The 22,780-nt window shown below is 72.0% G+C and carries 17 protein-coding genes, 1 other RNA gene and 2 pseudogenes; 10 read left to right on the forward strand and 10 right to left on the reverse strand.

Annotation, left to right across the window (positions count from 1 at the left end; genetic code table 11):
• Positions 1–103 precede the first annotated feature (103 nt).
• The 3 genes from aspS to APR04_RS02095 all read left to right on the forward strand — a co-directional run bounded on the left by aspS (position 104) and on the right by APR04_RS02095 (position 6,839).
• Positions 104–1,393 carry an aspartate--tRNA(Asn) ligase gene (aspS, locus tag APR04_RS02085; protein ID WP_253867491.1) on the forward strand — a complete coding sequence of 430 codons (1,290 nt, stop codon included), beginning with the start codon at positions 104–106 and terminating at the stop codon, positions 1,391–1,393.
• Between the two features lie 86 nt (positions 1,394–1,479).
• Complete coding sequence (locus APR04_RS02090) at positions 1,480–4,926, forward strand: DUF4132 domain-containing protein (RefSeq protein ID WP_253868000.1); 3,447 nt, start codon at positions 1,480–1,482, stop codon at positions 4,924–4,926.
• A 95-nt stretch (positions 4,927–5,021) separates the two neighbouring features.
• Complete coding sequence (locus APR04_RS02095; protein ID WP_253867492.1) at positions 5,022–6,839, forward strand: bifunctional 3'-5' exonuclease/DNA polymerase; 1,818 nt, start codon at positions 5,022–5,024, stop codon at positions 6,837–6,839.
• Here the strand turns inward: APR04_RS02095 and APR04_RS02100 are convergent.
• On the reverse strand, positions 6,818–8,134 hold the full coding sequence (locus tag APR04_RS02100) for an aspartate aminotransferase family protein (RefSeq protein WP_253867493.1): 1,317 nt from the start codon (positions 8,132–8,134) through the stop codon (positions 6,818–6,820). The two genes, APR04_RS02095 and APR04_RS02100, sit on opposite strands and share 22 nt — an antisense overlap.
• 131 nt (positions 8,135–8,265) lie before the next feature.
• On the opposite strand from APR04_RS02100, the gene APR04_RS02105 reads away from it, so the two are divergent.
• The gene (locus APR04_RS02105; protein WP_253867494.1) at positions 8,266–9,189 is read left to right on the forward strand and encodes a LysR family transcriptional regulator; all 924 of its coding nucleotides are present in this window, start codon (positions 8,266–8,268) and stop codon (positions 9,187–9,189) included.
• Between the two features lie 10 nt (positions 9,190–9,199).
• On the opposite strand, the gene mtnN is transcribed toward APR04_RS02105, so the two are convergent.
• Positions 9,200–9,940 (reverse strand): 5'-methylthioadenosine/S-adenosylhomocysteine nucleosidase, encoded by a 741-nt coding sequence (gene mtnN / locus APR04_RS02110; RefSeq protein ID WP_253867495.1) that lies wholly within the window; start codon positions 9,938–9,940, stop codon positions 9,200–9,202.
• 98 nt (positions 9,941–10,038) lie between these two features.
• A pseudogene (locus APR04_RS02115) lies at positions 10,039–10,488 on the reverse strand (S-ribosylhomocysteine lyase); the annotation flags it as partial.
• Positions 10,489–10,733: 245 nt separating this feature from the next.
• Between APR04_RS02115 and APR04_RS02120 the strand changes: the two are divergent.
• From APR04_RS02120 to APR04_RS02130, 3 genes are all read left to right on the forward strand, one after another.
• Positions 10,734–11,606, forward strand: a complete 873-nt coding sequence (locus APR04_RS02120) for a Nif3-like dinuclear metal center hexameric protein (RefSeq protein WP_253868002.1) — start codon at positions 10,734–10,736, stop codon at positions 11,604–11,606.
• Positions 11,607–11,701: 95 nt separating this feature from the next.
• On the forward strand, positions 11,702–12,460 hold the full coding sequence (locus APR04_RS02125) for a zinc ribbon domain-containing protein (protein ID WP_253867496.1): 759 nt from the start codon (positions 11,702–11,704) through the stop codon (positions 12,458–12,460).
• A complete protein-coding gene (locus tag APR04_RS02130) occupies positions 12,457–13,209 on the forward strand; it encodes a histidine phosphatase family protein (protein ID WP_253867497.1) in 753 nt (250 codons plus the stop codon). Before APR04_RS02125 ends, APR04_RS02130 begins: the two co-directional genes overlap by 4 nt.
• 9 nt (positions 13,210–13,218) lie before the next feature.
• Here APR04_RS02130 and APR04_RS02135 read toward each other — a convergent pair whose 3' ends face one another.
• On the reverse strand, positions 13,219–14,460 hold the full coding sequence (locus APR04_RS02135; RefSeq protein WP_253867498.1) for an MFS transporter: 1,242 nt from the start codon (positions 14,458–14,460) through the stop codon (positions 13,219–13,221).
• Between the two features lie 131 nt (positions 14,461–14,591).
• The gene (locus APR04_RS02140; RefSeq protein WP_253867499.1) at positions 14,592–15,419 is read right to left on the reverse strand and encodes a YaaA family protein; all 828 of its coding nucleotides are present in this window, start codon (positions 15,417–15,419) and stop codon (positions 14,592–14,594) included.
• 48 nt (positions 15,420–15,467) lie between these two features.
• On the opposite strand from APR04_RS02140, the gene APR04_RS02145 reads away from it, so the two are divergent.
• Together APR04_RS02145 and rnpB are read left to right on the forward strand one after the other, a co-directional pair.
• Positions 15,468–15,851: a tautomerase family protein gene (locus APR04_RS02145; protein WP_253867500.1), complete on the forward strand. Its 384-nt coding sequence runs from the start codon at positions 15,468–15,470 to the stop codon at positions 15,849–15,851.
• A gap of 41 nt (positions 15,852–15,892) precedes the next feature.
• Positions 15,893–16,291: RNase P RNA component class A (gene rnpB / locus APR04_RS02150), an RNA gene on the forward strand.
• Between the two features lie 3 nt (positions 16,292–16,294).
• Here rnpB and APR04_RS30870 read toward each other — a convergent pair.
• The 4 genes and pseudogenes from APR04_RS30870 to APR04_RS30305 all read right to left on the reverse strand — a co-directional run.
• Positions 16,295–16,510 (reverse strand): annotated as a pseudogene (locus APR04_RS30870) (tyrosine-type recombinase/integrase); the annotation flags it as partial.
• 327 nt (positions 16,511–16,837) lie between these two features.
• The gene (locus APR04_RS02160) at positions 16,838–18,865 is read right to left on the reverse strand and encodes a cytochrome P450 (RefSeq protein ID WP_253867501.1); all 2,028 of its coding nucleotides are present in this window, start codon (positions 18,863–18,865) and stop codon (positions 16,838–16,840) included.
• Positions 18,866–19,524: 659 nt separating this feature from the next.
• Positions 19,525–20,757 carry a cytochrome P450 family protein gene (locus APR04_RS02170; RefSeq protein WP_253867502.1) on the reverse strand — a complete coding sequence of 411 codons (1,233 nt, stop codon included), beginning with the start codon at positions 20,755–20,757 and terminating at the stop codon, positions 19,525–19,527.
• Positions 20,758–20,826: 69 nt separating this feature from the next.
• Positions 20,827–20,961, reverse strand: a complete 135-nt coding sequence (locus APR04_RS30305) for a hypothetical protein (protein ID WP_301311946.1) — start codon at positions 20,959–20,961, stop codon at positions 20,827–20,829.
• Between the two features lie 67 nt (positions 20,962–21,028).
• On the opposite strand from APR04_RS30305, the gene APR04_RS02175 reads away from it, so the two are divergent.
• The gene (locus APR04_RS02175) at positions 21,029–21,430 is read left to right on the forward strand and encodes a squamosa promoter-binding protein 15 (RefSeq protein WP_253867503.1); all 402 of its coding nucleotides are present in this window, start codon (positions 21,029–21,031) and stop codon (positions 21,428–21,430) included.
• 467 nt (positions 21,431–21,897) lie between these two features.
• Here APR04_RS02175 and APR04_RS02180 read toward each other — a convergent pair whose 3' ends face one another.
• Positions 21,898–22,611: a hypothetical protein gene (locus APR04_RS02180; RefSeq protein WP_253867504.1), complete on the reverse strand. Its 714-nt coding sequence runs from the start codon at positions 22,609–22,611 to the stop codon at positions 21,898–21,900.
• Positions 22,612–22,780 lie beyond the last annotated feature (169 nt).

Genomic DNA, 22,780 nt, shown 5'->3' on the forward strand with positions numbered 1-22,780 from the left:
CCCGCCCGCTCCTCCAGGGCCTTCGCTCTCTGGAGGACTGATGAGACCACCCTTGCCATACCCGAGCACCCCGTCGAGCACGTCCGCCGAGACGCCTTCGAGCGTGCCGGTCCGTACCCTCGCCGGTGATCTGCCCACCGCCCCGCCCGGATCGGTCGTGCGGCTGCAGGGCTGGGTCCACCGTCGTCGCGAGCTGGCGACCGTGACGTTCCTCGTGCTGCGCGACCGCACTGGCCTTGCCCAGGTGGTGGTGCGCTCAGGCGTGTCGCGGCAGGTGCCACCGGAGGAGACCACCGTGGAGGTGACCGGAACGGTCACCGCCAACCCGCAGGCCCCCGGCGGTGTGGAGATCACGGAGCCCGCGGTCACCCCGCTCACGGACGCCGCGGAGACCCCGCCGGTCGAGCTCTGGCGGCCCGCCCTGACGGCCGCCCTGCCGACGCTGCTCGACCATGCGGCGGTCGCCTGGCGGCACCCCGCGCAGAAGGCGCGCTGGGAGGTCGCGGCGGCGAGCCTGCGCGGCTTCCGCGCGACGCTGGACGCGACCGGCTTCACGGAGGTCTGCACGCCCAAGCTCGTTGGCACGGCCACCGAGTCCGGGGCGAACGTGTTCGCCGTCGACTACTTCGGCCGGCCCGCTTACCTGGCGCAGTCGCCGCAGCTCTACAAGCAGCAGATGGTCGGCGTCTTCGAGCGGGTCTACGAGGTGGGACCGGTCTTTCGGGCCGAACTGCACGACACGGTGCGGCACCTGGCGGAGTACCGCTCCCTCGACGTCGAGCTCGGCTTCGTGCGCGACCATCGCGACGTGCTGGCGGTACTGCGCGACGTCCTCGCCGGCATGACCGACGCCGTACGCGGCTCGGGGGCCGCCGAACGGCTCGGCCTCGAGGTGCCGGAGGTCCCGGCGGCGTTTCCCGTGATCCACTTCGCCGACGCCCTGGCGCTGGTCGGGGCGCCCGCCGACGAGCCGGACCTCGCACCCGAGCACGAGCGTGCCCTCGGGGAGTGGGCGATGGCCGAGCACGGCTCGGACTTCGTGGCCGTCGAGGGCTACCCCATGGCGAAGCGGCCGTTCTACACCCACCCGGAGACGGGCTCGGCCCCCGGGGGAGCGCGGTGGAGCAACAGCTTCGACCTGCTGTTCCGCGGGCTCGAGCTGGTCACGGGCGGGCAGCGCCTGCACCGGTACGCCGACTACGTCGCGGCGATCGAGGCGCGTGGCGAGGACCCGGCGACGTACGCGTCGTACCTGGCGGCCTTCCGGCACGGCATGCCGCCGCACGGCGGGTTCGCGATCGGCCTGGAGCGCTGGGTGGCGCGCCTCGTCGGGGCGGCGAACCTCCGCGAGGTGACGCCCTTCCCGAGGGACCTGCACCGGCTCGCTCCGTAGGACCTCTGACCTGCCGAGAACAAGTGGTCCGGCCATGGGGGCCGGCACTGTCAGCGGGTGCCGCTAACTTGTGGCGCGTGCCGCTGATGCGGCGCGTCACAGGGGCGAGCTGTGCCCGCGTGACCTACGGCTGGGTGAGGGGCGAGATGCTGCAGGAACTGGTGGACCGGGTCGGGGGCGGCGACGGTGTCGCGAGTGCGGTGCAGGACGCGCTGGCACCGCTGAAGCTGCTGAGCACCGGGCTGTACGCCGACGCAGTCGGCTACGTGCTGCAGGGCGCGACGCCGGAGGTGCTCACCGCGGTGGCGTCCGCCAGTACCGACACCATCGACCGGCTGCTCGACCAGCCCGGACTCGCCACCGCCTACTCGCACTGGGTCTCGCCCGACGACGTCCGGCAGGGGGACGCCGTGCACAAGGACTGGACGACGGAGTCGGGCGCCCGGGCACGCCGGCGTCTCTACGCCGACGCCGACGTCGCCACGATCGTGCGGTTCGCGCGCCTGCTGGCGCAGGCCTGCGACACCGTCGAGATCCCCGGTGTGCCGGAGTGGCTCTCCCTCCTGGTGCACGACACGGCCGTCGTCAGCTCGATGAGGCGCACCCGCTCGGCCGTCACGAACGAGGCCGTGTCGGCGCGCTGGACCCCGACGGCACTCGAGGGGGCCGCGATCGAGGGCGGGGTGCCGTCCGCCGACGCCGTGCGCACCGTGCTCCTGGCTGTCGTGCACCGGTCGACGAAAACCCGACCCGAGCGCACGGCTGCCCGGCTGGCGCTCTCCAGGACACCGGCCTTCGACGAGTACGCGGCCCAGCACGTCGCGGTGCTCGTCGAGATCATCCCCAGCCTGAACGCCGAGAGCAAGACAGAGGTGCTCGACTGGATCGGGAAGCGCACCGAGACCGGTGGTCTTGCGCCGACCGTCGCGGAGCTCGCGGTCGACACCGCCAAGGGTGTGCGGATCGCCGCGCTCGAGCGCCTCGCCGGCCTCCCGGCCACCCGACAGGTGGCGCTGCTCGAGCCCTATCTGACCACGGTGCCGACAGGCAGGCTCAACGAGGCGGTGACACGTCTGGCCGCGCTCGCCGGAGGGATCGACGCGTGCGAGGCGGCGCTCGCGTCGCTGCGTGACCAGGACGGGAAGGTAGCGAGCGGGAAGAACGCGCACGTCACGCTGCTGGACCAGACGATCGAGCGGTCCAGCGCGCTGGAGTCCCCCGCGCAGGACGTCGCCATCGAGCTTCCGGCGTGGGAGCCGCTGGCCGACGTCGTGCCGGACGACGTGCTCAAGCGGGTACGGACCGTCGTCGAGACGGCGACCGCTGAGACACGTGCCCGCCTCGCGGAGATCCAGGAGCGGGAGCCGGACGGCTCGAAGGACCGGGCGCTGCAGGCCGTTCGGTACGACCTCGCCCGGCTGGAGGAGATCACCGAGAAGGACTTCGAGACGCTCTCGGCCACGCTCGCCGGGGACGAGCCGCTCCGCAGCGCGGGGAGATATGGGGTGTCGCCCCTGCTCCGTTGGCTGACCGGTAGTCGCAACTACCCGTTCGGCGAGCACGACCTGATGCTCCGCATCCGGCTGCACGTACCGGTCGAGATGAGCCGCCGCGGTTGGCGTCACAACCTGCTGTGGTGGTTGCACGGCCACCTGGGCGAGCTCACCGACCTGCGCCAGCTCCAGGACGCCCTGGAACGCGTAGGCGTCGAGGACGCCGAGAAGTTCATCGCTGACGTGGTCCTGGACAGCGGGTGGGGGCCCGAGGACATCTCGACGGCCGTGTCGTGGCCGTGGTTCGCCGAGCGGCCGCTGGTCCTGGAGCGTGCCCTGCGGGGCACGGAGGCCGGCGGCGACCGCACCGCCAGGGCGCTGCGGATCTTTCACCGCTTCCCCGCGGTGCCGCCGCTCCTGCTGCCGAGCGTCACCGCGCTCGCCCTCGGCGCAGGCAAGACCCACCGCCGCGCCGCCCAGGAGGTGCTGGAGGCACACGCAGACGTGCGGTCCGTGGCGCAGCAGGCGCTCGCGGACCCGAAGGCCGAGATCCGGGCCGCGGCCGCCGCGTGGCTGGCGCGCATCGGTGACACCGCCGCGGTACCTGCCCTGCGTGCCGCGCTGACGAAGGAGCGTCGCGAGGCGGCACGTGCCGCGCTGCTCACGGCGCTGGAGGCGCTGGGCGACGACATCTCCGCCGACCTCGCCCCGGAGACCCTGCGGGCCGAGGCGGCCAAGGGCCTGGCGGGCAAGGTACCGGCGAGTCTCGGCTGGTTCCCGTTCGAGCAGCTGCCCGAGGTGCGCTGGGCGGCAGCCGGCCATGGCCAGGGCGGTGCCGACGAGCAGGGCGCCGTCGTGCCGCGCGACGTCGTCCGCTGGTGGGTGGTCCTGGCGACCAAGCTGAAGGTACCCAGCGGAGACGGGCAGATCGCCCGGTATGTCGGGCTGCTGGACGCGGCCTCGCAGGCTGCGCTCGGTTCGTTCGTCCTGCGCGCGTGGGTGGCTCAGGACACCCGTGGGCACCAGGCCACCTGCCTCGGCTCAGCCACCACGGAGAAGGGCCTGCTCGCGCTGACGGTCGGCATGCCAGGGGCCGAGCTCGCCAGGACCGCGCAGCACTACCTCGCCACGCACAAGGGCCGCCGGGCGCAGGCCGAGTACCTGGTCCGGGCGCTGGCCGCCAACGGGGACAGGGCAGCGGTGCGGCAGCTGCTCGCGGTGTCACGCCGGTTCATGCAGTGCAGTGTCCAGGAGACCGCGACCGCACTCGCCGAGGACATCGCCGACCGCAACGGCTGGGACGCGGACCAGCTCGCCGACCGTACGGTGCGGACTGCCGGATTCGACGACGACGGCATCCTGCGCCTCGACCTCGGCTCGCCCGACGGCGACCGCGTGGTCACCGGGCGCATCTCCGACACCTTCACGCTCGAGCTGCGCGATCCGGCGGGCAAGGTGGTCAAGGCGCTGCCGGCCCGGCGCGTGTCCGACGGCGCCGAGGTCTATGCCGAGGCGAAGCGCCAGCTCAAGGAGTCGCGTGCGGAGCTTGAGGCCGTCGTGGCGCTCCAGACGCAGCGCTTCACCGAGGCCATGGTCACCGGCCGCACGTGGAGCTTCGCCGACTGGCGCGAGCTCGTGCTGGGACACCCGCTGATGTCGCGCCTCGCCGCACGCCTGGTGTGGGCGGCCGAGCCGCCGGAGGCTGCGGTCTCGGGTGGGGACCTGGGTACGGGCCTGGGCGCGGAGCCGGGCACGGAGCCGGGCACGGAGCCGGGCACGGACTCGGGCGCTGTGACGTTCCGCCCGGGCGACGGGGGCGCGCTGATCGGCGTCGACGGCAAGGACGTCACCCTCCCCGACGACGCGCGAGTGTCGCTCGTGCACGCGGCAACCCTCAGGGACGACGACGCCTCGGGTGCGCCGGCCTGGCACGGCCACCTCGCCGACCACGAGATCACACCGCTGTTCGACCAGGGCCTGGGCGCCCAGGCCGCGGCGGCGTCCGACCTGCTGCCCGATCTGTGGGAGAAGAAGAGTTAGCACTGAGCCCCGCAGGATGGTCGCCGACTGACCGGCCGCATCGCGGTGCCGGCCGGCCGACGCCCGGTGTCAGTGGCGCACGGCAGACTGAGCCCATGCACACGGTGGTCTCGGAAGAGGGGTCGGGCATCGGTCTGCGACCGGTGTCCGACCCGGGTGCGCCGGCGGGGGAGCAACGCGTCGTCGAGGCATCCGCGCTGGCTCGCGAGGCGGCCGCGGACGAGGCGTCGCACACCCGCTGGACCTGGGACGACACGAACAGCTGGTACCCGGCGCTCCTCGCCGACGGCGTCCGGGTCGACCGGGCGCACGACCTGCGGCTGGCGCACGCGGTCCTGCGCGCCTCGGTCCTGGCGGCACGCACCGCACTCGCCGAGGCAGGCCCAACGGCATGGGACCGCCTCGCGCCCGTCCCACCCCCGGGCGGCCCGACGGCGGCCGCGCTGCTCCGCCCCGATCGCCACCCCGGCTCCGAGCCGCTCTTCGACCTCGGCGAGATCACCGCACCGGCGCGTGCTTCCGACGAGGGCCGCGGCACCACCGACAGGCCCCTCGACACGGGGAACCACCTCGATCCTGCCGCCGAGCTGACCGCACAGCTGCTCGCGATCAAGGACAGCACCGACCCCGGCCGCCTCCGGCTCCTGCTCGCGGCGGAGTCGGCGGGGGCGCTCGCGGCCGCCGAGATGCATCACGCCGGGCTTCCCTGGCGCGGCGACATCCACGACGAGATCCTCACCGAGGCGCTGGGCCCGCGGCCCCGGCCTGGCGCCAGGCCGGCGAAGCTCGAAGACCTCGCCAACCGGATCCGGGATGCCATCGACGCCCCGCCGACGCTCAACCCCGACTCCCATCCCGACCTGCTGCGTGCCATGGAGTACGCGGGAGTGGGTGCGCGGAGCCTGCGCAAGTGGGAGCTGGAGAAGCTCGACCACCCCGTGATCGCCCCGCTCCTGGAGTACAAGGGGCTCTACCGTCTCTACACGGCGAACGGCTGGAACTGGCTCGACACCTGGGCGCCGGACGGCCGGTTCCGGATGGAGTACGTGGTGGGCGGCGTCGTGACCGGCCGATGGGCGAGCACGGGAGGCGGTGCACTGCAGCTGCCCCACAACGTCCGGCGGGCGGTCGCCGCGGATCCGGGCTGGACCTTCGTCGTCGCCGACGCGGCGCAGCTCGAGCCACGGGTGCTGGCCGCCCTGGCCCGTGACGAGCGCATGGCCGCTGCGGGACGCACCAAGGACGGCGCCAGCACCGACATGTACGCCGGCATCGTCTCGGCCGGCGTCGTCGACTCCCGCGAGCACGCGAAGCTCGGCATGCTCGGCGCCATGTACGGGGGCACCACGGGGGTCAGCGCACAGGTGCTGCCGCGGCTCGCGCGCGCTTTCCCGCAGGCGATCGACCTCGTCGAGCGGGCCGCGCGCGCCGGGGAGCGTGGTGAGAAGGTCTCCACCCGGCTGGGCCGCAGCTCGCCGCTGCCGGGCGACTCCTGGGCCGCGGTGCAGGGCTCCGCGTTCGACGAGGACGCCGGGGCGGACGTCCAGTCGCGCGCCCGCAGCCAGACCCGCTCGTGGGGGCGGTTCACCCGGAACTTCGTCGTCCAGGGGACCGCCGCGGAGTGGGCGCTGTGCTGGATCGCGTCCATCCGCCGTCGGCTCTGGGCGCTGGGCGAGCTCTCCACCGGCTCCCCGCCGGGCCTGGCCCCTGCGCCGTTCGACCGTCGTCCGCACCTGGTGTTCTTCCTGCACGACGAGGTGGTGGTGCATGCCCCGGCAGCACTCGCCGAGGCCGTGTCCCACGAGGTGCGCGCTGCCGCCGACGAGGCCGGGCGCCTGCTCTTCGGCGACTTCCCGGTGGACTTCCCGCTCAGTGTCGCCGTGACGGAGAGCTACGCGGACGCCAAGGACTGAGCGTCCAGCACCGCCCTGAGCGAGGCCTCCAGGATGTCCACCCCGGCATGCAGGTCGTCCTCGCTGATCGTGAGGGGCGGTGCGATGCGGAAGATGCCGCCCATGCCCGGCAGCTGCACGATGTTCATGTGCAGGCCCCGGTCCAGGCAGGCCGAGGTGACGGCGTTGCCCAGCGCGTCGGCGGGCGCCTTGCTCCGCTTGTCCCGCACCAGCTCGATGCCCTGGAGCAGGCCTCGGCCGCGTACGTCGCCGACCACGTCGTACCGGTCGCGGAGCGCTTCCAGCCGGCCGGTGAGCTGCTCGCCCAGCGTCGCGGCGCGGGCCACGAGCCGCTCCCGCTCGATGACGTCCAGCACGGTCAGCCCGACCGCAGCAGCCAGCGGGTCCGAGACGTGCGTCGTGTAGAAGAGGAATCCCCGGTCGTGGCAGACCTCCTCGATGTCCGCGGACGTGACGACGGCCGCGACGGGCAGCCCGGCGCCGAGGGTCTTCGACAGCGTCAGGATGTCCGGGATGACGCCGTCCCGCTCGAACGCGTACATGTCGCCGGTACGGCCGAGGCCGGTCTGCGCCTCGTCGAGGACGAGCAGCATCCCGCGCTCCTCGCACATCTCCTTGAGCCGCCGGAGGTACCCGGTCGGCAGCTCGATGATCCCGCCCGAGGACAGGATCGGCTCGACGAGGCAGGCGGCGAGGCTGCCGGCGGACTGCTGGTCGACGAGCGCGAAGCCGTAGGCCAGCTCCGCCTCCCAGTCGTAGGACCCGTCGGGCGACCGGAACGGCGACCGGTAGGCGTTCGGGGAGGGGAGGGCGAGGTTGCCCGGCGTGGGCGGACCGTAGCCGCGCCGTCCGGCGGAGAAGGTGGCGGAGGCCGCACCCTGGGTCATGCCGTGCCACGAGCGGTCGAACGAGACGATCTCGTAGCGGCCCGTGCGGAGCTTGGCCATCTTGATCGCAGCCTCGTTGGCCTCGGCCCCGGTGCTCAGCAGCATGGTCTTGCCCAGCGGGGCCGGCAGCGTCCCGGCGAGCCGTCCGGCCAGCCCCAGCACCGGGGCGCTGAGCATGCCGCTGAAGAGGTGGTCCAGCGACGCGACGGCCGACGAGACCGTCGACACGATGTCCGGGTGCGCGTGGCCGAGGATGGAGCTCATCTGCCCCGACGTGAAGTCGAGGATCGGTGTCCCGTCGCTGTCGTAGACGTACGAGCCGGAGGCCCGCTCGATGACCCGCGGGGTGAAGCTCGGTCCGTAACGGATCAGGAGCCGGTCGGCATCGTCCCAGAACGTCGTATCCATGGTCGTCCTTCCACGCGGAGCCGATCAAGACAGGCCTATCCTCGACCGCGCCGATCAGTCAGGACAAGCACACAAAAGCGAGCGACCGTTCGCCAATGCCTTACGGTCGCGTCTGCCCTACGGTCGAGGTCATGCTCAACCCACGACGGCTCGAGATCCTGCGCGCGGTCCTGGCTGCCGGATCGATCAACGGGGCGGCCCGGAACCTCAGCTACTCGCCCGCCACGATCAGCCAGCACATGGCCGCGCTCGCGCGGGAGACCGGGCTCGTCCTGTTCGAGAAACAGGGCCGCGGGATCGCGGCGACCGACGCCGCCCGGGAGCTGGCCGACCAGGCGCAGGCGCTCCTGGCCGACTTCGGTCGCCTCGAACGGGCGGTGGCGGACCTCCGGGGCGGTCAGGGACAGCACCTGGCCATCGCCTGCTTCGCCTCGGCCGCCGAGCAGTGGATGCCTGCGGTGGTGCGCGCCGTGCGGCGGCTCCAGCCGAACCTCACCGTCGAGATCAGCCTCAACGAACCGGTCGACGGCCGCGGGCGCCGGCGACCCGATCTCGACCTCCGCACCGAGCCGGCCGACGGCGCCGGTATCCGTCTCGACGGCTATGCGCGTCATGAGCTCGTCGTCGAGGAGCTCGTCGCCGTGCTCCCGGCGTCGCACCCGCTGGCCGGCGTGCCAGAGGTCAGCCTCCGCGACCTGGCAGAACAGCCCTGGGTCGACCATGACATCTATGACAGCCCGATCGGGCGCATCGTCCTGAGCGCCTGCAGCGCTGCCGGGTTCGCCCCGCGCTATGCCGCCCGGCTCGACGACCACCGGGCGGCGCTCCGGCTCGTGGCCGCGGGCATCGGAGTCACGGTGCTACCGCGGCTGGCCGTGCCGGACGACTCCCCGGGGCTCGTCGCGAAGCCTCTGGTTCGCCCGGGCGTCTCGCGCCGCATCGTCGTCCACGCCGGCCAGGACCGGCGTCGGGCAGCGCTCGTCGCGTGCGCCGTGGAGCAGCTGCGCGCCAGCGCCGGCGAGACCAGCACCGGCGAGACCAGCACCGTCGTGTAGGTCCGGCAGCTCAGTCCGCCAGCAGCCCGACCGTCGCGGTGACGACCTGCGCCGAGCGCAGCGCCGCGTCGTCGACGTGCGTGAGGAACTCGGTGCCGTCGGGCGCGCACAGGTCGGAGACCGCCCGCACCGACACGAACCGGGCGCCGAAGCCGTGGCACAGCTGAGCCAGCGCCGCGGACTCCATGTCGACGGCGAGGATGTCGGGGAAGTCCGCGCGGAGCCGCAGGGCCAGGTCGGTGGTGGCGAACTTCTCGCCGGAACCGATGGTGCCCTCGCGCAGCGCCGGACGGTCCTGACCGCCTGCGGGCTCGCGCGCCTCGACGTCAGCAGCGGCCCGCCGGACGGCGTCGGCGAGCACGGGGTCGGCGTCGTACGCCTCGGGCATGCCGGGGACCTGGCCGAGCACGTACCCGAAGGCGCGGGCGTCGGCGTCCGCGTTGACGAGGCGGACGCCGAGCACGACGTCGCCCACCGCTACGTCCTTCGCGAGCCCGCCGGCGCTGCCCGCGCTGATCAGCGGCACGTCCGCGCCATGACGGAGGATCGCGGCCGCGCCGGCGGCGGTCGCGTTGACGAAGCCGATCCCGCTGCGCACGAGCACGACGGGCCGGCCGGCGAGCGTGATGCGCCGGTACTCGGCGCGGCCGACGCGCTCGGGCTCGCCGACCTCGGACGCCAGATCGAGGAAGGGCGCGGCCTCGTCGTCCATCGCCACGAGGACGACGGCGACGGGCGTGGGGGCGCTCACTGCTCGGCGGCGGAAGCGGCGTCGCGGGCAGCGGCCTCGCGAGCTGCCGCGTCCCGGGCGGCCGCGTCGCTGGCGGACGCGTCGCCCGGCGCACCGTCGGCGAACACCTGCGACCACACACCACGTGCCGAGAGGAATACGGAAGCTGCCTCCTGGGCGCCGGCCAGCGAGTGGTTCGCGCCCCAGCCGCACTGCACCTCGTTCGCGGCAGGCACCTCGGACGCGGTGACGATGTCACGCATCGTCGCCTCGACGAGCTGGAGCACGTCCTCGTAGGCGGGGTCGCCCTGCAGCATCAGGTAGAACCCGGTCTGGCAGCCCATGGGCGAGAAGTCCAGGACGGCGTCGGAGTGGTTGCGCGAGTGCTCTGCGAACAGGTGCTCGAGGGAGTGCACCGTCGGCATCTCCAGGTGCGCGACGTTGGGCTGCGTGAGTCGCACGTCGTACTTGACGATCACGTCCCCTCCCGCGAGCTGCTTGCGGTCGGCAAGCCGCACGTACGGGGCGGCGACGGCGCGGTGGTCCAGGTTGAACGACTCGACGTTCATGCGGGGGGCTGACTCGGTCACGACACGAGCCTATGTCCTCCGCGTCTGCAGGACGTGCGACCGGGCGTGCTCGACCGCCGCCGCGTACTACGCTGCGAGGCGTGAGCAGCAGCGACGCCCCCAGGTGGCCCGACCCGTCCAACGGGCCGGCTACCCCGGCCCCACCGCGGTTCGGCCCGCACGGCACTCCTGTCCCACCGCCGTTCGACAGCCCGCCACCTGCGTTCGGTAGCGCAACCCCCACGCTGGCGCAGGTCGTCCGCGCCCTCGACGGTCTCTACCCGCCGTCGACGGCAGAGGCGTGGGACGCCGTCGGACTGGTGGCCGGCTACCCGCACGCGGCCGTGCGCAAGGTGCTGTTCGCGGTGGACCCGGTGGCCGCGGTCGTCGACCAGGCCCTGGACTGGGGCGCCGACCTGCTCGTCACGCACCACCCGCTGTTCCTCCGCGGCGTGAGCTCCGTGGCCGCCACGACCTTCAAGGGGTCGGTGGTGCACCGGCTGGTGACCGGCCGGTGCGCTCTGCACGTCGCGCACACCAACGCCGACGCCGCCCCGCGCGGCGTGGCGGACGCCCTCGCCGACCTGGTCGGCATCACCGACCGGCGGCCGCTCGAGGTGCGCGCCGCCACCCTGACGGACGGCAGCGACCCGGACCACGGCACCGCCCGCGGCATCGGGCGCGTCGGACGCCTCGCCGAGCCGACAACGCTCGCCGGCTTCGCCCTCCGTGTCGCGGAAGCGCTGCCCGCCACGGCCCAGGGAATCCGCTACTCCGGTGACCCGGACGCGATCGTGACCACGGCCGCCGTCCTCGGCGGGTCCGGCGACGGCTACTTCGACGCCGTCCGCGCGGCCGCCGCCGACGTCTACGTCACCTCGGACCTGCGCCACCACCCGGCGTCCGAGCTGCGCGAACGGGCCCAGTTCGAGGACGGCGCGGGGCTGTCGGGCACCCCGTTCCTCGTGGACACCGCCCACTACGCGAGCGAATGGCCGTGGCTGGACTACGCCGTCGAGGACCTCGTCGCGGCGCTCGCGGCGGACGGCCTCACGGTCGATGCCCGCGTCAGCAACATGGTGACCGACCCCTGGACGGGCCACATCCCGTCCGTCTGAGCGTCTGGCACGTGTGGGGCGGGTGGATTCGGCGCGGGCGGGCGCGGGGTAGCGTTGGACCGCCCCCCCAGAACCCGACCGAGAGGACGCCTCCCGTGGCTACCGCACCGCCAGAAGACCAGCGCAGGCTGCTGGAGGTCCAGGCACTCGACACCCGCGCTCAGCAGCTCGCCCACCAGCGCAAGACGCTGCCCGCGCTCACGACGCTGACGGAGCTCGACGGCCGGATCGCCGACCTGCGTGCCTCGCTCGTCGAGTCGCGTACCCGGGTCGCCGACCTCAAGCGCGAGCTCACCAAGGCAGAGTCCGACGTCGAGCAGGTCCGCAACCGTGCGGAGCGCGACCAGCAGCGGCTGGACTCGGGCGGCGTCAGCGCCAAGGACGCCGTGGCGCTGACCGACGAGCTCGGCTCGCTCGCCACCCGCCAGGCGGCGCTGGAGGAGATCGAGCTCGGTGTCATGGAGCGGCTCGAGGCGCACGAGGACGCTCTGGCCAAGGTCGAGGCCGCCAACGGTGAGCTCGTCGCGGAGAAGACGAGGGTCGAGGCGGAGCGCGACGCGGGCTGGGCGCAGATCGACGCGCAGGTCCAGGCGATGGTGAGCGAGCGGGCCAAGGCGGCCGACGGGCTCGACACTGCCCTGGTCACCCTCTACGAGAAGATCCGGACGCAGCGTGGCGGCACGGGCGCGGCGGTGCTCAACGGCAACCGCTGTGAGGGCTGCCGGATGAACCTCCCGCCGGGCGACCTGGCGAACATCAAGAACGCGGCTCCCGATGCCGTGGTGCGCTGCGAGGAGTGCAGCCGGATCCTTGTGCGCGTCTCCGGCGTGAAGACCGGCGCTGCCGCCGGATGAGCGAGGCGCCAGGGTTCGACACGTACCGGCGCCAGCCGGACGCGCCTGCTCGGTCCGACGGCGCTCTCCCGCTCACCGCGGTCCTCGTCCGGCACGGGGTGACGCCGCTGACGGAGGCCGGCAGATACTCCGGGTCGGACGTCCCCGGTCCGCCACTGACCGCGCGCGGCCGGCTCCAGGCGGCGCAGGCCGCTGACGCGGTCTTCCGCATCGGACGCGCCGCGCGGACCGGAGCGGGTTCGACGGGCGGCATGCGCGGCGGCGGCCTCTGGCCGGACCTGCCGCGCCCGACAGCGCTCGTCGCCTCGCCGACCGCGCGCACGCAGGAGACGGCGACCGCCGTCGGACGGCGCCTCGGGCTGCACGTCGGCACCGAGGACCGGTTCGCCGAGTGCCGGTACGGGGAGTGGGAGGGGCTCACCGCGCCAGAGATCGAGCAGGGCTGGCCGGGCGAGCTGGCGCGGTGGCGCTCGACGGGCACCTTCGAGCCGCCGGGCGGCGAGTCCTACGCGCAGCTCGGTGCGCGTGTCTGGGACGGCCTCGCCGACCTGCTGGCCGGTGGTGTGGGCCGCACGGTCGTGGCGGTGGGGCACGTGGCGCAGATCCGGACCGCCGTCGGGCAGGCGCTGGGGGCGCCCGCCTCGCACTGGCCGCGGCTGCGGATCCCGCCGGCCTCCCTGTCGGTGGTGCGCCTGTGGGAGGACGGCTCCACCGAGGTGACCGCCGTGGGCGTGCCGACCGACGGCTGAGCTGCCGACCTACTGCCGGGTGACCGGGCGGTCGCCCGATCGCTTGAGCGTTCCCCGGGCGAAGGCCGGAGCGAGGGGCACCAGCGCCAGCACCAGCACCGCGGGAAGGGCGAACCCGAGCCGGAGGTTGTCCGCCCCGACGAACCCCGTGAGCACAGAGCCGAGCAGAGCGCCGACGTAGTTGAACTGGTTGAAGCGCGCGATGACGGTGTCCGTGCGGGCGCGGGCGGGCTCGGGGGCAGGGCCTGCGGGCGTTCCGGCGACCGGGGCGTTCGCCGTGCCTGCCGTGCCCGCCGCGATGCGTCCAGCGGCCGAGAAGCTGAGTGGCGCCACCAGGGCGACTGCCGCGCCGAGGATCGTGAAGCCCACCACCGCGATCTGCCACGACGGCGCGAGCGCCACCAGGGCCAGCGCACCGCAGGCCATGACCGCCCCGACGCGGAGCAGCGGAGCCACGCCGAACCGGGTCACGAGACGGCCGCCCGCCAGGCGCACGACGATCGAGGTCACGAGGTAGGGGAAGGTCGCGAGCGCGACGAGGTTGCCCGGGGCGTCGAACGAGCGAGCCAGGTAGACGGGTCCCCAGGCCGCTGCGGTGGTGTCGACCATGTAGAACACGACCAGCCCGGTGCCCACGAGCCAGATGGGTCGCCACTGGACCGGTCCGTCGCCCGCCGAGGCCCCCGGTGCGACTCGCGGCGCCGCCACGACGTGCGGAAGGAACGGTGCGAACGCGATCAGCATCGGGACCACCGCCACGAACGCTCCCACGGTGGGGGAGAGGTGCCCGGTCGCGAGCACCAGGACGGCGGCGCTGATGCCACCGGTGGTCCAGTAACCGTGCGACGACGGCAGGATGGGCCGGCCGTACCTGTGCTCCAGGTCGACGCCCTGCATGTTGGTCGTGGCGTCGACCAGGCCCAGCGCGACCCCGTACACCGCGACCCCGCCCACGAAGACGCCGATCGCCGGCGCCAGCGTGATCGCGGGCACCGCCACGACCATCAGCGCGAGCCCGAGCCGGAGTGTGCCTGCGCTGCCGACGTTCCGCGCCGTGCGCTCCGCGACCAGGGACCCGACGCCGGCGAGCAGCACCATCATGAGCAGCAGCAGCGACAGGGCGACCTCGTCGAGACCCCAGCGCTCCAGGAACCGGGGCAGGCGGGTGGTGAGGCTGATGAAGACGAAGCCTTGCGCGAAGAACGCCGCTGCCACCGCGACTCGGGCGCCCGTCAGGCTGCGTGTCGTCATGACCGGTCATCCAACCGGTCGGTGGGCGCGTGCGCCAGGGTTCGGGGCCCGACTCTCTCCTTCGAGGCCTAAGTTTCTTCGCTTTCAGACCCTCGAAAGCGAAGAAACTTAGGCCTCGAAGGAGAGATGGCTCAGGCGAGCACGAGCTCCAGCGTCCGCGGGCCGCGTGGCCTGCCGTCCAGCAGGTTCGCCTCGATCAAGGTCTGGTCCCTGCCCGAGCCGATCTCGGTGAGCACGACGGAGCCCACCAGCTCCTGCGCGGCCTTGAGCACGTCCTCGCAGGTCCGGGCCTCGGGCTCCCGGCGTAGCAGGTGCCCGGCCAGCACGCCGCGCGTGTGCTTCGCGTTGTGCGACACCACGGTCCGCTTCCCGTCGGTCTCGCGCAGCACGCGCACCTCCACCCATTCGGTGGCCCCGTCCCCGGTCGTCCGGGGTTTCCAGGCGGCGACATAGGTGGCTGACCGGCAGTCGACGACGACGTCGCCGGCCGCGCGCGCATCGAGGACCTCTGCGAGGGCGGGCTTCCAGAACGTGGCGAGGCGGCCGACGTCGGGCAGGCCGACGCCCATGCTGAGCCGGTAGGCGGGGATGCGGTCACCGGGCGCGACGACTCCCCACAACCCCGAGAAGGTCAGCACGCTCGCCTGGGCGCGCTGCGCGGCGCCGTCGGGCAGCGTGGCCAGGCCGGCCGCCGCGTACAGGACACCCGTGTACACCGTGGCAGCCGGGCCCGACGGCGCTTCGCGGAGCGCCGTGTTGCGCGCTACCTCGTCGGCGAGTCCTTCGCTGACCCCGAGGGCGGTGGTCGCGTCGGGCCTGGCGCTGACCCGAGCGAGATCGGCGAGGACCTGTTCGCGTCGCTCGGTGAGCTCCGGGTGGACCAGGGAGTCCATGTCGAGCGGGGCCGCGCCGTCGGGCGCCGGCGTCTTGCCCTCGGAGGGCGGGAGGAGCAACATCACCCGCTCAGCCTAGTTTGCCGGGCGGGATGGCTCGGTAGGTTGGCGCACATGGCCCAGGTCAAGGTGTACGGAAACCGGTCGATATGGGGCGAGCGGCGTGCGGAGATCTCCGACGCGCTGCACGAGGCGCTCGTGCGCACCTGGCAGCTCCCGGCGGACAAGCGGTTCCACCGCTTCCTCCTCCTGGACGACGGCGACCTGGTCGCCCCGCGCTCGGACGCCTACCTCGTGGTCGAGATCGTCTGCTTCACCGGCCGCAGCCGCAAGGCCAAGCGCGCGCTCATCGCGGCGCTGTACGACGACGTCGCGCCGCACCTCGGACTGGCCGCCGACGACCTGGAGATCGTGATCCTGGAGAGCCCGCGCGAGAACTGGGGGATCCGGGGGATGTCGGGCGACGAGCTGGTGCTGGGCTACCGCGTCGACGTCTGACAGGCGGTGCGACCACTTGGCGGTACTCTTCTACCTGCGGACGAGTCGGTCGGACGGTCGCGTTGGGTGCCCTCGGGCGCCCGCCGAGGAACGTCCGGGCTCCACAGGGCAAGGTGGTGGTTAACAGCCACCCGGGGTGACCCGCGGGACAGTGCCACAGAAAACAGACCGCCCCTGGTCTCAGGACCGGGGGTAAGGGTGAAACGGTGGTGTAAGAGACCACCAGCGCTGCCGGTGACGGTAGCGGCTAGGTAAACCCCACCTGGAGCAAGGTCAGACAGACTGTGTTTGAGGGCGGCCCGCCCGATTCTCTTCTGAGAAGCACAGTTGGGTAGACCGCTCGAGCCCTGCGGCAACGCAGGGCCTAGATGGATGGCCGTCGCCCGCGCTGGGGTAACCCGGCGCGGGAACAGAACCCGGCGTACAGACCGGCTCGTCCGCTTTTAAGGCCCTGACCTGCATCGGAGCACCAGTCGGAGGCTTCCAGGCGCGAGATCACGTTCGCAGTTGCGCCATGGTCGCCTGGCCTGAAGGCCGTGGTGATACCAGTAGGTGTCCAGGGTCTCACTCGCGTCCTTGTGGCCCAGTCGTGCCTGAACCGCCTTGACGGACGCGCCGTGGCGGATGCGCGGGCTCGCGTAGTAGTGACGCAGATCGTGGAAGTCGACTGGATGTCCTCGGAGTCGATCGGGGCTAGCGGCAGGTGTCCCAACCGTGGGTAGGTTCGGATCTCAAGAACCACGTCGACCTGGTCCTCTGTGTTGCCGCGATGGACCTGGAGCGTCCGCCAGTGCTCGGCGTGCTCCTTGAACGTGAACTTTCCGGCGTCCGGGTCGACGGGTCGCCGTCTCCAGACCGCCAGGACGACGGTCGCCGCGAGTTCCGGTCCAGCACCTCGCTCGGGCCGACCGGAATGCTGACGATCGTCTCGGGCGCGGGGCCAGCATTGTCGCTGGCCCCGCCGGCCTTTCGTCGACGAGGAGTCGCTACCTCGCGTTGCCAAGGGTGATCCGGCGCCGCAGGGCCTGGGCTAGTGGTGCTTCCCACACGTCGGTGCCCTCCGTCGGATCGGGACCGTCGTGCGGAAGCCGGGCCATCGTCTGCTTGGTGACGCGGATGGCCTCCCGGTCGCGCCGGGCGATGCGCCGGGCCAGGCGCTTGGCCTCGGCCCACACGTTCTCGGTCGGGACGACGGATTGCACGAGCCCGCCCTCCAGCGCCTCCTGGGCGTTGAGGGCATCGCCGAGCAGCAGCATCGCGCGGGTCCAGCCGGAACCGATCTCGGCGACCAGGCGGTCCAGCACCTCGCTCGGACCCACCGGGATGCTGACGACCGTCTCGGGCGCGCGGAACCGTGCGTCCTCGGCGGCCACGCGCAGGTCGCTCGCGACCGCCAGCCCGAGCCCTGTTCCGGCGACGTTGCCGTGCAGCGCCGCGACTGTCACCGCCGGGCAGGTGCGCCAGGCGCGCAGCACCTCGTCGCTGAGCTCGACGAGGTTCCGGTAGCCGTCGGGGTCGTTGGTGGCGAGCTGGGCGAGCTCGTCCAGGTCGCCGCCTATGCAGAAGTGGCGCCCTTCGGCGCGCAGCACGACGGCGGCGACGTCGTCGGGCAGCGTCGTGAGCACGTCGCCCAGGGCGGTCAGCGTCGCTCGGTCGAGCCGGTTGTCGCCGTCGGGCCGCGTGAGGGTCACCACCAGCACGGCGTCCTCGCGGTCGACCACGACGGGTCCGGCGGCGGACGCGCTCTCACCAGCAACCACCGCCGCACCAGCACCCACCGCCGCACCAGCACCCGCGGTCGCGGCTGGACGGGGTCGCCGCCGTACCGGCACCGAACGCGTTCCGCGGAAGGCTAGGGTCTCGTCGTAGCCCACTGGCCCGGCGAGCTCGAGATCGAACCGCTGCAGCACCTCGGGGAACAGTGTCGTCGCTTCCAGACGGGCCAGCGGCGCGCCTAGGCAGTAGTGCATGCCCACGCCGAAGGCGAGGTTGCGGCGAGGCGGGCGCGAGAGGTTCAGGTCGTGCGGCGAGTCGTAGGCGTCGGGGTCGTGGTTGGCCGCGGCGACCACGGCGTGCACGATCTGCCCGGCTGTCACCGGGATGCCGCCCGGCAGCTCCGTGTCCTGCGCTGCGTACCGGGTCATGAGCTGTACGGGCGATACGAAGCGGACCAGCTCCTCGACGGCGCCGTGCACGGCTTCCGGGTGCTCGAGCATCCACGTGGCCTGGTCGGGCCGGCGCAGGAGCTGCACCACGCCGTCGGACAGCAGGGACGTCGTCGTCTCGAGGCCCGCCTCGATCATGACGTTGAGCTGGGAGCCGGCCACCGCGCGCACCGCGGGGTCGGTCTCTGTGTCGAGCCACTCTCCCAGCGGGGAGTCCTCCGGGAGGCGGGGTCTGGGCTGGGCTACGAGCTGTTCCCAGTACGCGTTCCACAGCTTGCCCGCGCGGTCGGCCTGCACCATCCGCGCCTTGCTCGGCGCGAGGTCGTGCACGTTCGAGAGCATGCGGCTCATCTCGCACAGCAGCGGGATGTCCTCGCGCGGCAGCCCGAGAACGATGCAGAGCACCGCCATGGGCAGCCGGTCGCCGACCAGGGCCCCGAAGTCCGCCTCGCCGTCGGCGCGCAGCACCGCATCGAACCGGTCGAGGTACTCGTGGACGGTCTGGACGATCTGCGGTGTGAGGTCAGCGACCGACTGCGGCGAGACGAACGAGCCAAGGCTGCGGCGCAGCCCGGCGTGCCCGGGCGGGTTGGTGCCGAGCGCGGAGTCGTGCAGGAACTTCAGGCCCGGGTGCTGCACCCACGTCGGCTGGCGCGCGGTGCGCCAGGCGGCGTCCACGGTGCGCCAGCCGGATCCGCTGAGCACCTCGTGGCTCGCGCCGTGCGAGGTGACCATCCAGGCTCCCCACGGCATGCGTACCGCCGGGCCCATGGCCCGCAGCTCGTCGTAGACGGCGTGGGGGTCGGCGCGCCCTTCGGGCGTGCTCAGGTGCCGGATCAGCTTGGTCACGCGGCGGCGGGACTCGCGGTCCGAACTAGCTGCGACGGCGTCTGTCGTCTTTCGGGATCTACCGGTGTGGTCAGGCACTGGGGGCTCCTCTTTTAGCCAAGACACCATCTCGTCTGCCGACGGACAACCTGAACCATAACGTGCATACCAGGCAGAACATTCAACTCTTGCGGGTCGCCGTGTGACCAGTACGTAAAGAAGTGACTATGAGACAGCCATGTGACGGTTCGGGCAGTCTTGTGCGCCGTTGGCGCAACCCGGTAGCCTCGGCAACCGCCTGCCACGCCGACCCCGGTCTCGAAGACCCTCTGTCGGCTCATCACGAACGACACCGTCATTGCCGGGTCGGTCGGCGGAGAGGTGCGACGCCTCGGGGAGGCTGCGGTGGACGAGGTCGAGTCCTGGGTGCGCACCGGGACGTCCCGTACGCCGGTGCACCCGGAGACCCTCGCCAGCACGGCCTGAGTCCCCCAGCCGCTGGTGCTCGTCCCGAGCATCGGTAGATCGAGTCGCCAACATCCTCGACGAGGCACGCTGGAACCTCGAGTTCATGCTCAGGATGCAGGTCCCCGACGGCGAACCCCGCGCGGGCATGGCGCACGAAGACTTGCGTGAACGGCAAGGCGCACGTCGATGCCGTCTGACGCTCCAGGGGCAGGTCAGACGCGGGCAGGCGTGCGGGCGGCCTGGCGCTCGGGAGTGAACGTCACCGGCAGCGTGGACGGGTAGCGCGACCACGGCGATGGCGCCCACTTCACCACCGGGTCGGTGAGCCTCAGGTCGAGCCGCTCCATGAGGCTCTCCACCGCGATCTTGACCACGAGCCGCCCGGGGCGCTTGGCGGGGCACGCGTGCGGCCCGACGCCGAAGGACAGGTGCGACCGGTTGCCCGCCTCGAAGAGGTCGTCGCTGGTGCGTACCCGCGGGTCGTTGTTCGCGGCGGCCACGCCCATCACTATCGCGTCGCCGGCGCGGATCCGCGCCGTGCCGAGGGTGCAGTCGGTCACGGCGTACCGGGCGGGCAGGTTCGCCACGGGCGGCTCGCTCCACAACGTCTCGTCCATCGCGTCGTCCAGCCCGCGGCGCACGCCCGTGACGCGGCCGGTGTACCGGGGGTCGGTGAGCATGCGGCGAAGTGTGGCCGCGATCCAGGTCACGAGCATCTCGTTCGCCGCACAGATCGCGATCACCATCGAGTGCACGATCTCCGTGTCGTCCTCGAAACTCGGGTGCTCGATGAAGCTGGCGGTCAGGTTCGGGCCTGGCTCCGCCCGGGTCGCGATGACGTGGTCCAGCACGATCTGGTCCATCCGGACCAGGGCTGACACGGGATCGCCGCCGTGCCCGAAGATCTCGCTCGCGCAGCGCAGCAGGTCGAACCCCTGCCGCTCGTCGAACCCGAACATGCCCGACACCGCCAGGAATGACACCGCCGCCGCATACTCGCCCATCAGGTCCGCACTGCCCTTGGCGGCGAACGAGTCGATGAGCCGGGCGCAGACGACGCGCACGAGCGCTGCCGTCCGGACCTCGTCCATGTCGGCGAACGCCTCGTCCACCGGGAGCCGCAGCCGCCGGTGCTCCGCGCCGTCCGAGAAGTACAGGTTCCGCCGTCCGGTCGGGGACAGGATGGCGTGCAGGTTCGACTGAGGTGGTAGCTGCTCTCTCCAGTGCCGTGGGTTCCGGGCGAAGACGCTCTCGGTGCGCATCACCTCCATGACCTCGGCGTGCCCCAGCACGAGCCAGCCCGGTACGCCTGGCTCCAGATCCACGGGGGCCACCGGCCCCCACTGGTCCTGCAGCTTGCGCAGTGCCGCAGTCATGTCCTCTGCACCGGTCAGGTCCACCAGCGACACCCGGCCCCCGCTCCGCTGCGGTTCCAGGTCAGGCATGCCACTCCACCCGTCGACATTCATCTAAATTATCCACCGAAATCTGGGGCGACCTGCGTAGACGCCCGATCAGGCGTTTCTATCACGGGCAGCAGAGAACACGAAACACGCGGCGTTCTTCCCCACGGCGGCCAGGTCCGGGCTCATCGTCGTCGCGAACGCCAGCACCCGGAACGCCTCTCGCGAGACCCACGCTCTGCTCATGACCGCTCAGTGCCAGCTCGACCCCATCCTGTGGTGACCTGCTGTCCGCTCCGGTAGAACGATCGCTATGAGCTGGGTGGCGAACGTGATGATCTCGGCCGACGTGGACGACACCGAGAACGCGGAGGCGCTGAGCGAGTGGCTACGGACAGAAGCCCCCCGCCGGTCGAGTCCTGAGCGTCGCGGAGTGGGCTACCTGAGGTTGCTCACCAGCGCGGAGGACAGCCAATGGGGCGGGTGGAAGGCGCCCGAGTGCGAGGTGTGGGCGGGTGTGCTGAACCATGCTGACCTCGATGCTGTCTGGCAGCGCTTCTTCGAGATGCCGTGGCGCGAGCCGAACGCGGTGCAACTGTTCGTGATGGACCAGGAAGAGGGCTTCTTCCGGCTGTGGATGATCCGCGGCGCCGAGCTTCGGCAGTTCGCGCCCCTCGTACCGAGCGAGGACGACGAGGTCTTCTATCGGGAGTGAAGAGCCAAGCACAAGGCCGTTCACACTCGGACGGCGGCGAGCCTGTGCGCGGTCGGATTGGGGAGCAGCTCGGTACACATCGGGTACACATGACCGCCGTCTGAGGCCATCCGACGCCACCTCCACCAACGCGCCCCGGACCCGGCAGAACCGCGAAGTTCCAACGACCCCGCGGTGCCCAACCCACTTGTCGGACATCGCGAGACATACCAGCACACCATCCGGGAGAACCCGGCGTACAGGCCGGCTCGTCCGCTTTAAGCCTCTGACCTGCGTCGGAGCGGTGGCCGGAGAAGCCCGAGCTGTCGCGTTGTGCGAGGTCGTCCGGAGCGGAGCCTCGCGCAGCGAGCCGGACAGCCATCAACGGCTCGAAGCGATCTCGCCGGTACAGCCGGGTCCATTCGACGCTCGGGCGTTCCACCCAACCAGTGACGTCTCGGAGTCGCCAGCGTTTCCGGCCAGCGGCCTCAGCTGGATCCTGTTCTCATCCCGCAGGACCACCAGCCCTCGTCCAGCCGGGCCGGGGCGGTGCAGGCCATGCCATGCATGTCTACGTCGGGTCTGCGGTGCGGCGAGTAGATGTAGCCGCCCGCGTCGTCGACCAGCCGTGCCCACTGCGGAACGAAGATGGTCACCGCGCCAGGGTCCTCCGCCTCGTGGTAGAGGTCGACGGAGCCGGTCACGGAGACGAAGTCCAGGGTCCGGGGAAGCTCGGCATATGGCCCGTCGAGATCGCCCTGCACTGCTCGTTCGACGACGTCGTCGAGCGCGGGGCGCAACGTGTGAAAGTCATGCCGCGCACCGTCATGCGTCAGGCCGGCGCTTCCCGGGAATGCCCATGACGTTACGAACACCGCACCGAGCACGAAGACGCCCACCGGGAGCCTGTGGGCCGCTCGGCGTCTCACGATGCTGAGTATGACAATCGAGACCGTGACGAAGCCGACGGTCCATGCGAGACCTCGCCCGATCGCGGCGCCGAGGTCCTCACCGAGGACACCGTTGAACCCGCCGTGTTCCAGAACCTGCCACAGTCCGATCGGCAAGGCCCCGAGCTTGTAGCCCGTCCAGGCGAAGACCTGGGAAGCCCCGATGAGCATGAGCACGACGCCAACCGGCACCAGGACGATTCTCGTCCAGCCGCCCGAAACCCGTGGCGGAGTGTTCTGATCGGCTGTCATGCCGGGATGCTACTGGCACACCGGAACCTAAGGGCAGGACCGTGGGTGCCAGCCCGGCACTCGGCGATCCGCACGCTCCCACTGGCGCATGAGCGAGCACGACGCGAGGCAGTCCGCAGATAGCCCGCATAAGGTCCGCGCCAGCCCGTCCGGCGCCAACATGACCAAC

Source organism: Promicromonospora umidemergens, from assembly GCF_024171995.1.
GTDB lineage: Bacteria > Actinomycetota > Actinomycetes > Actinomycetales > Cellulomonadaceae > Promicromonospora > Promicromonospora umidemergens.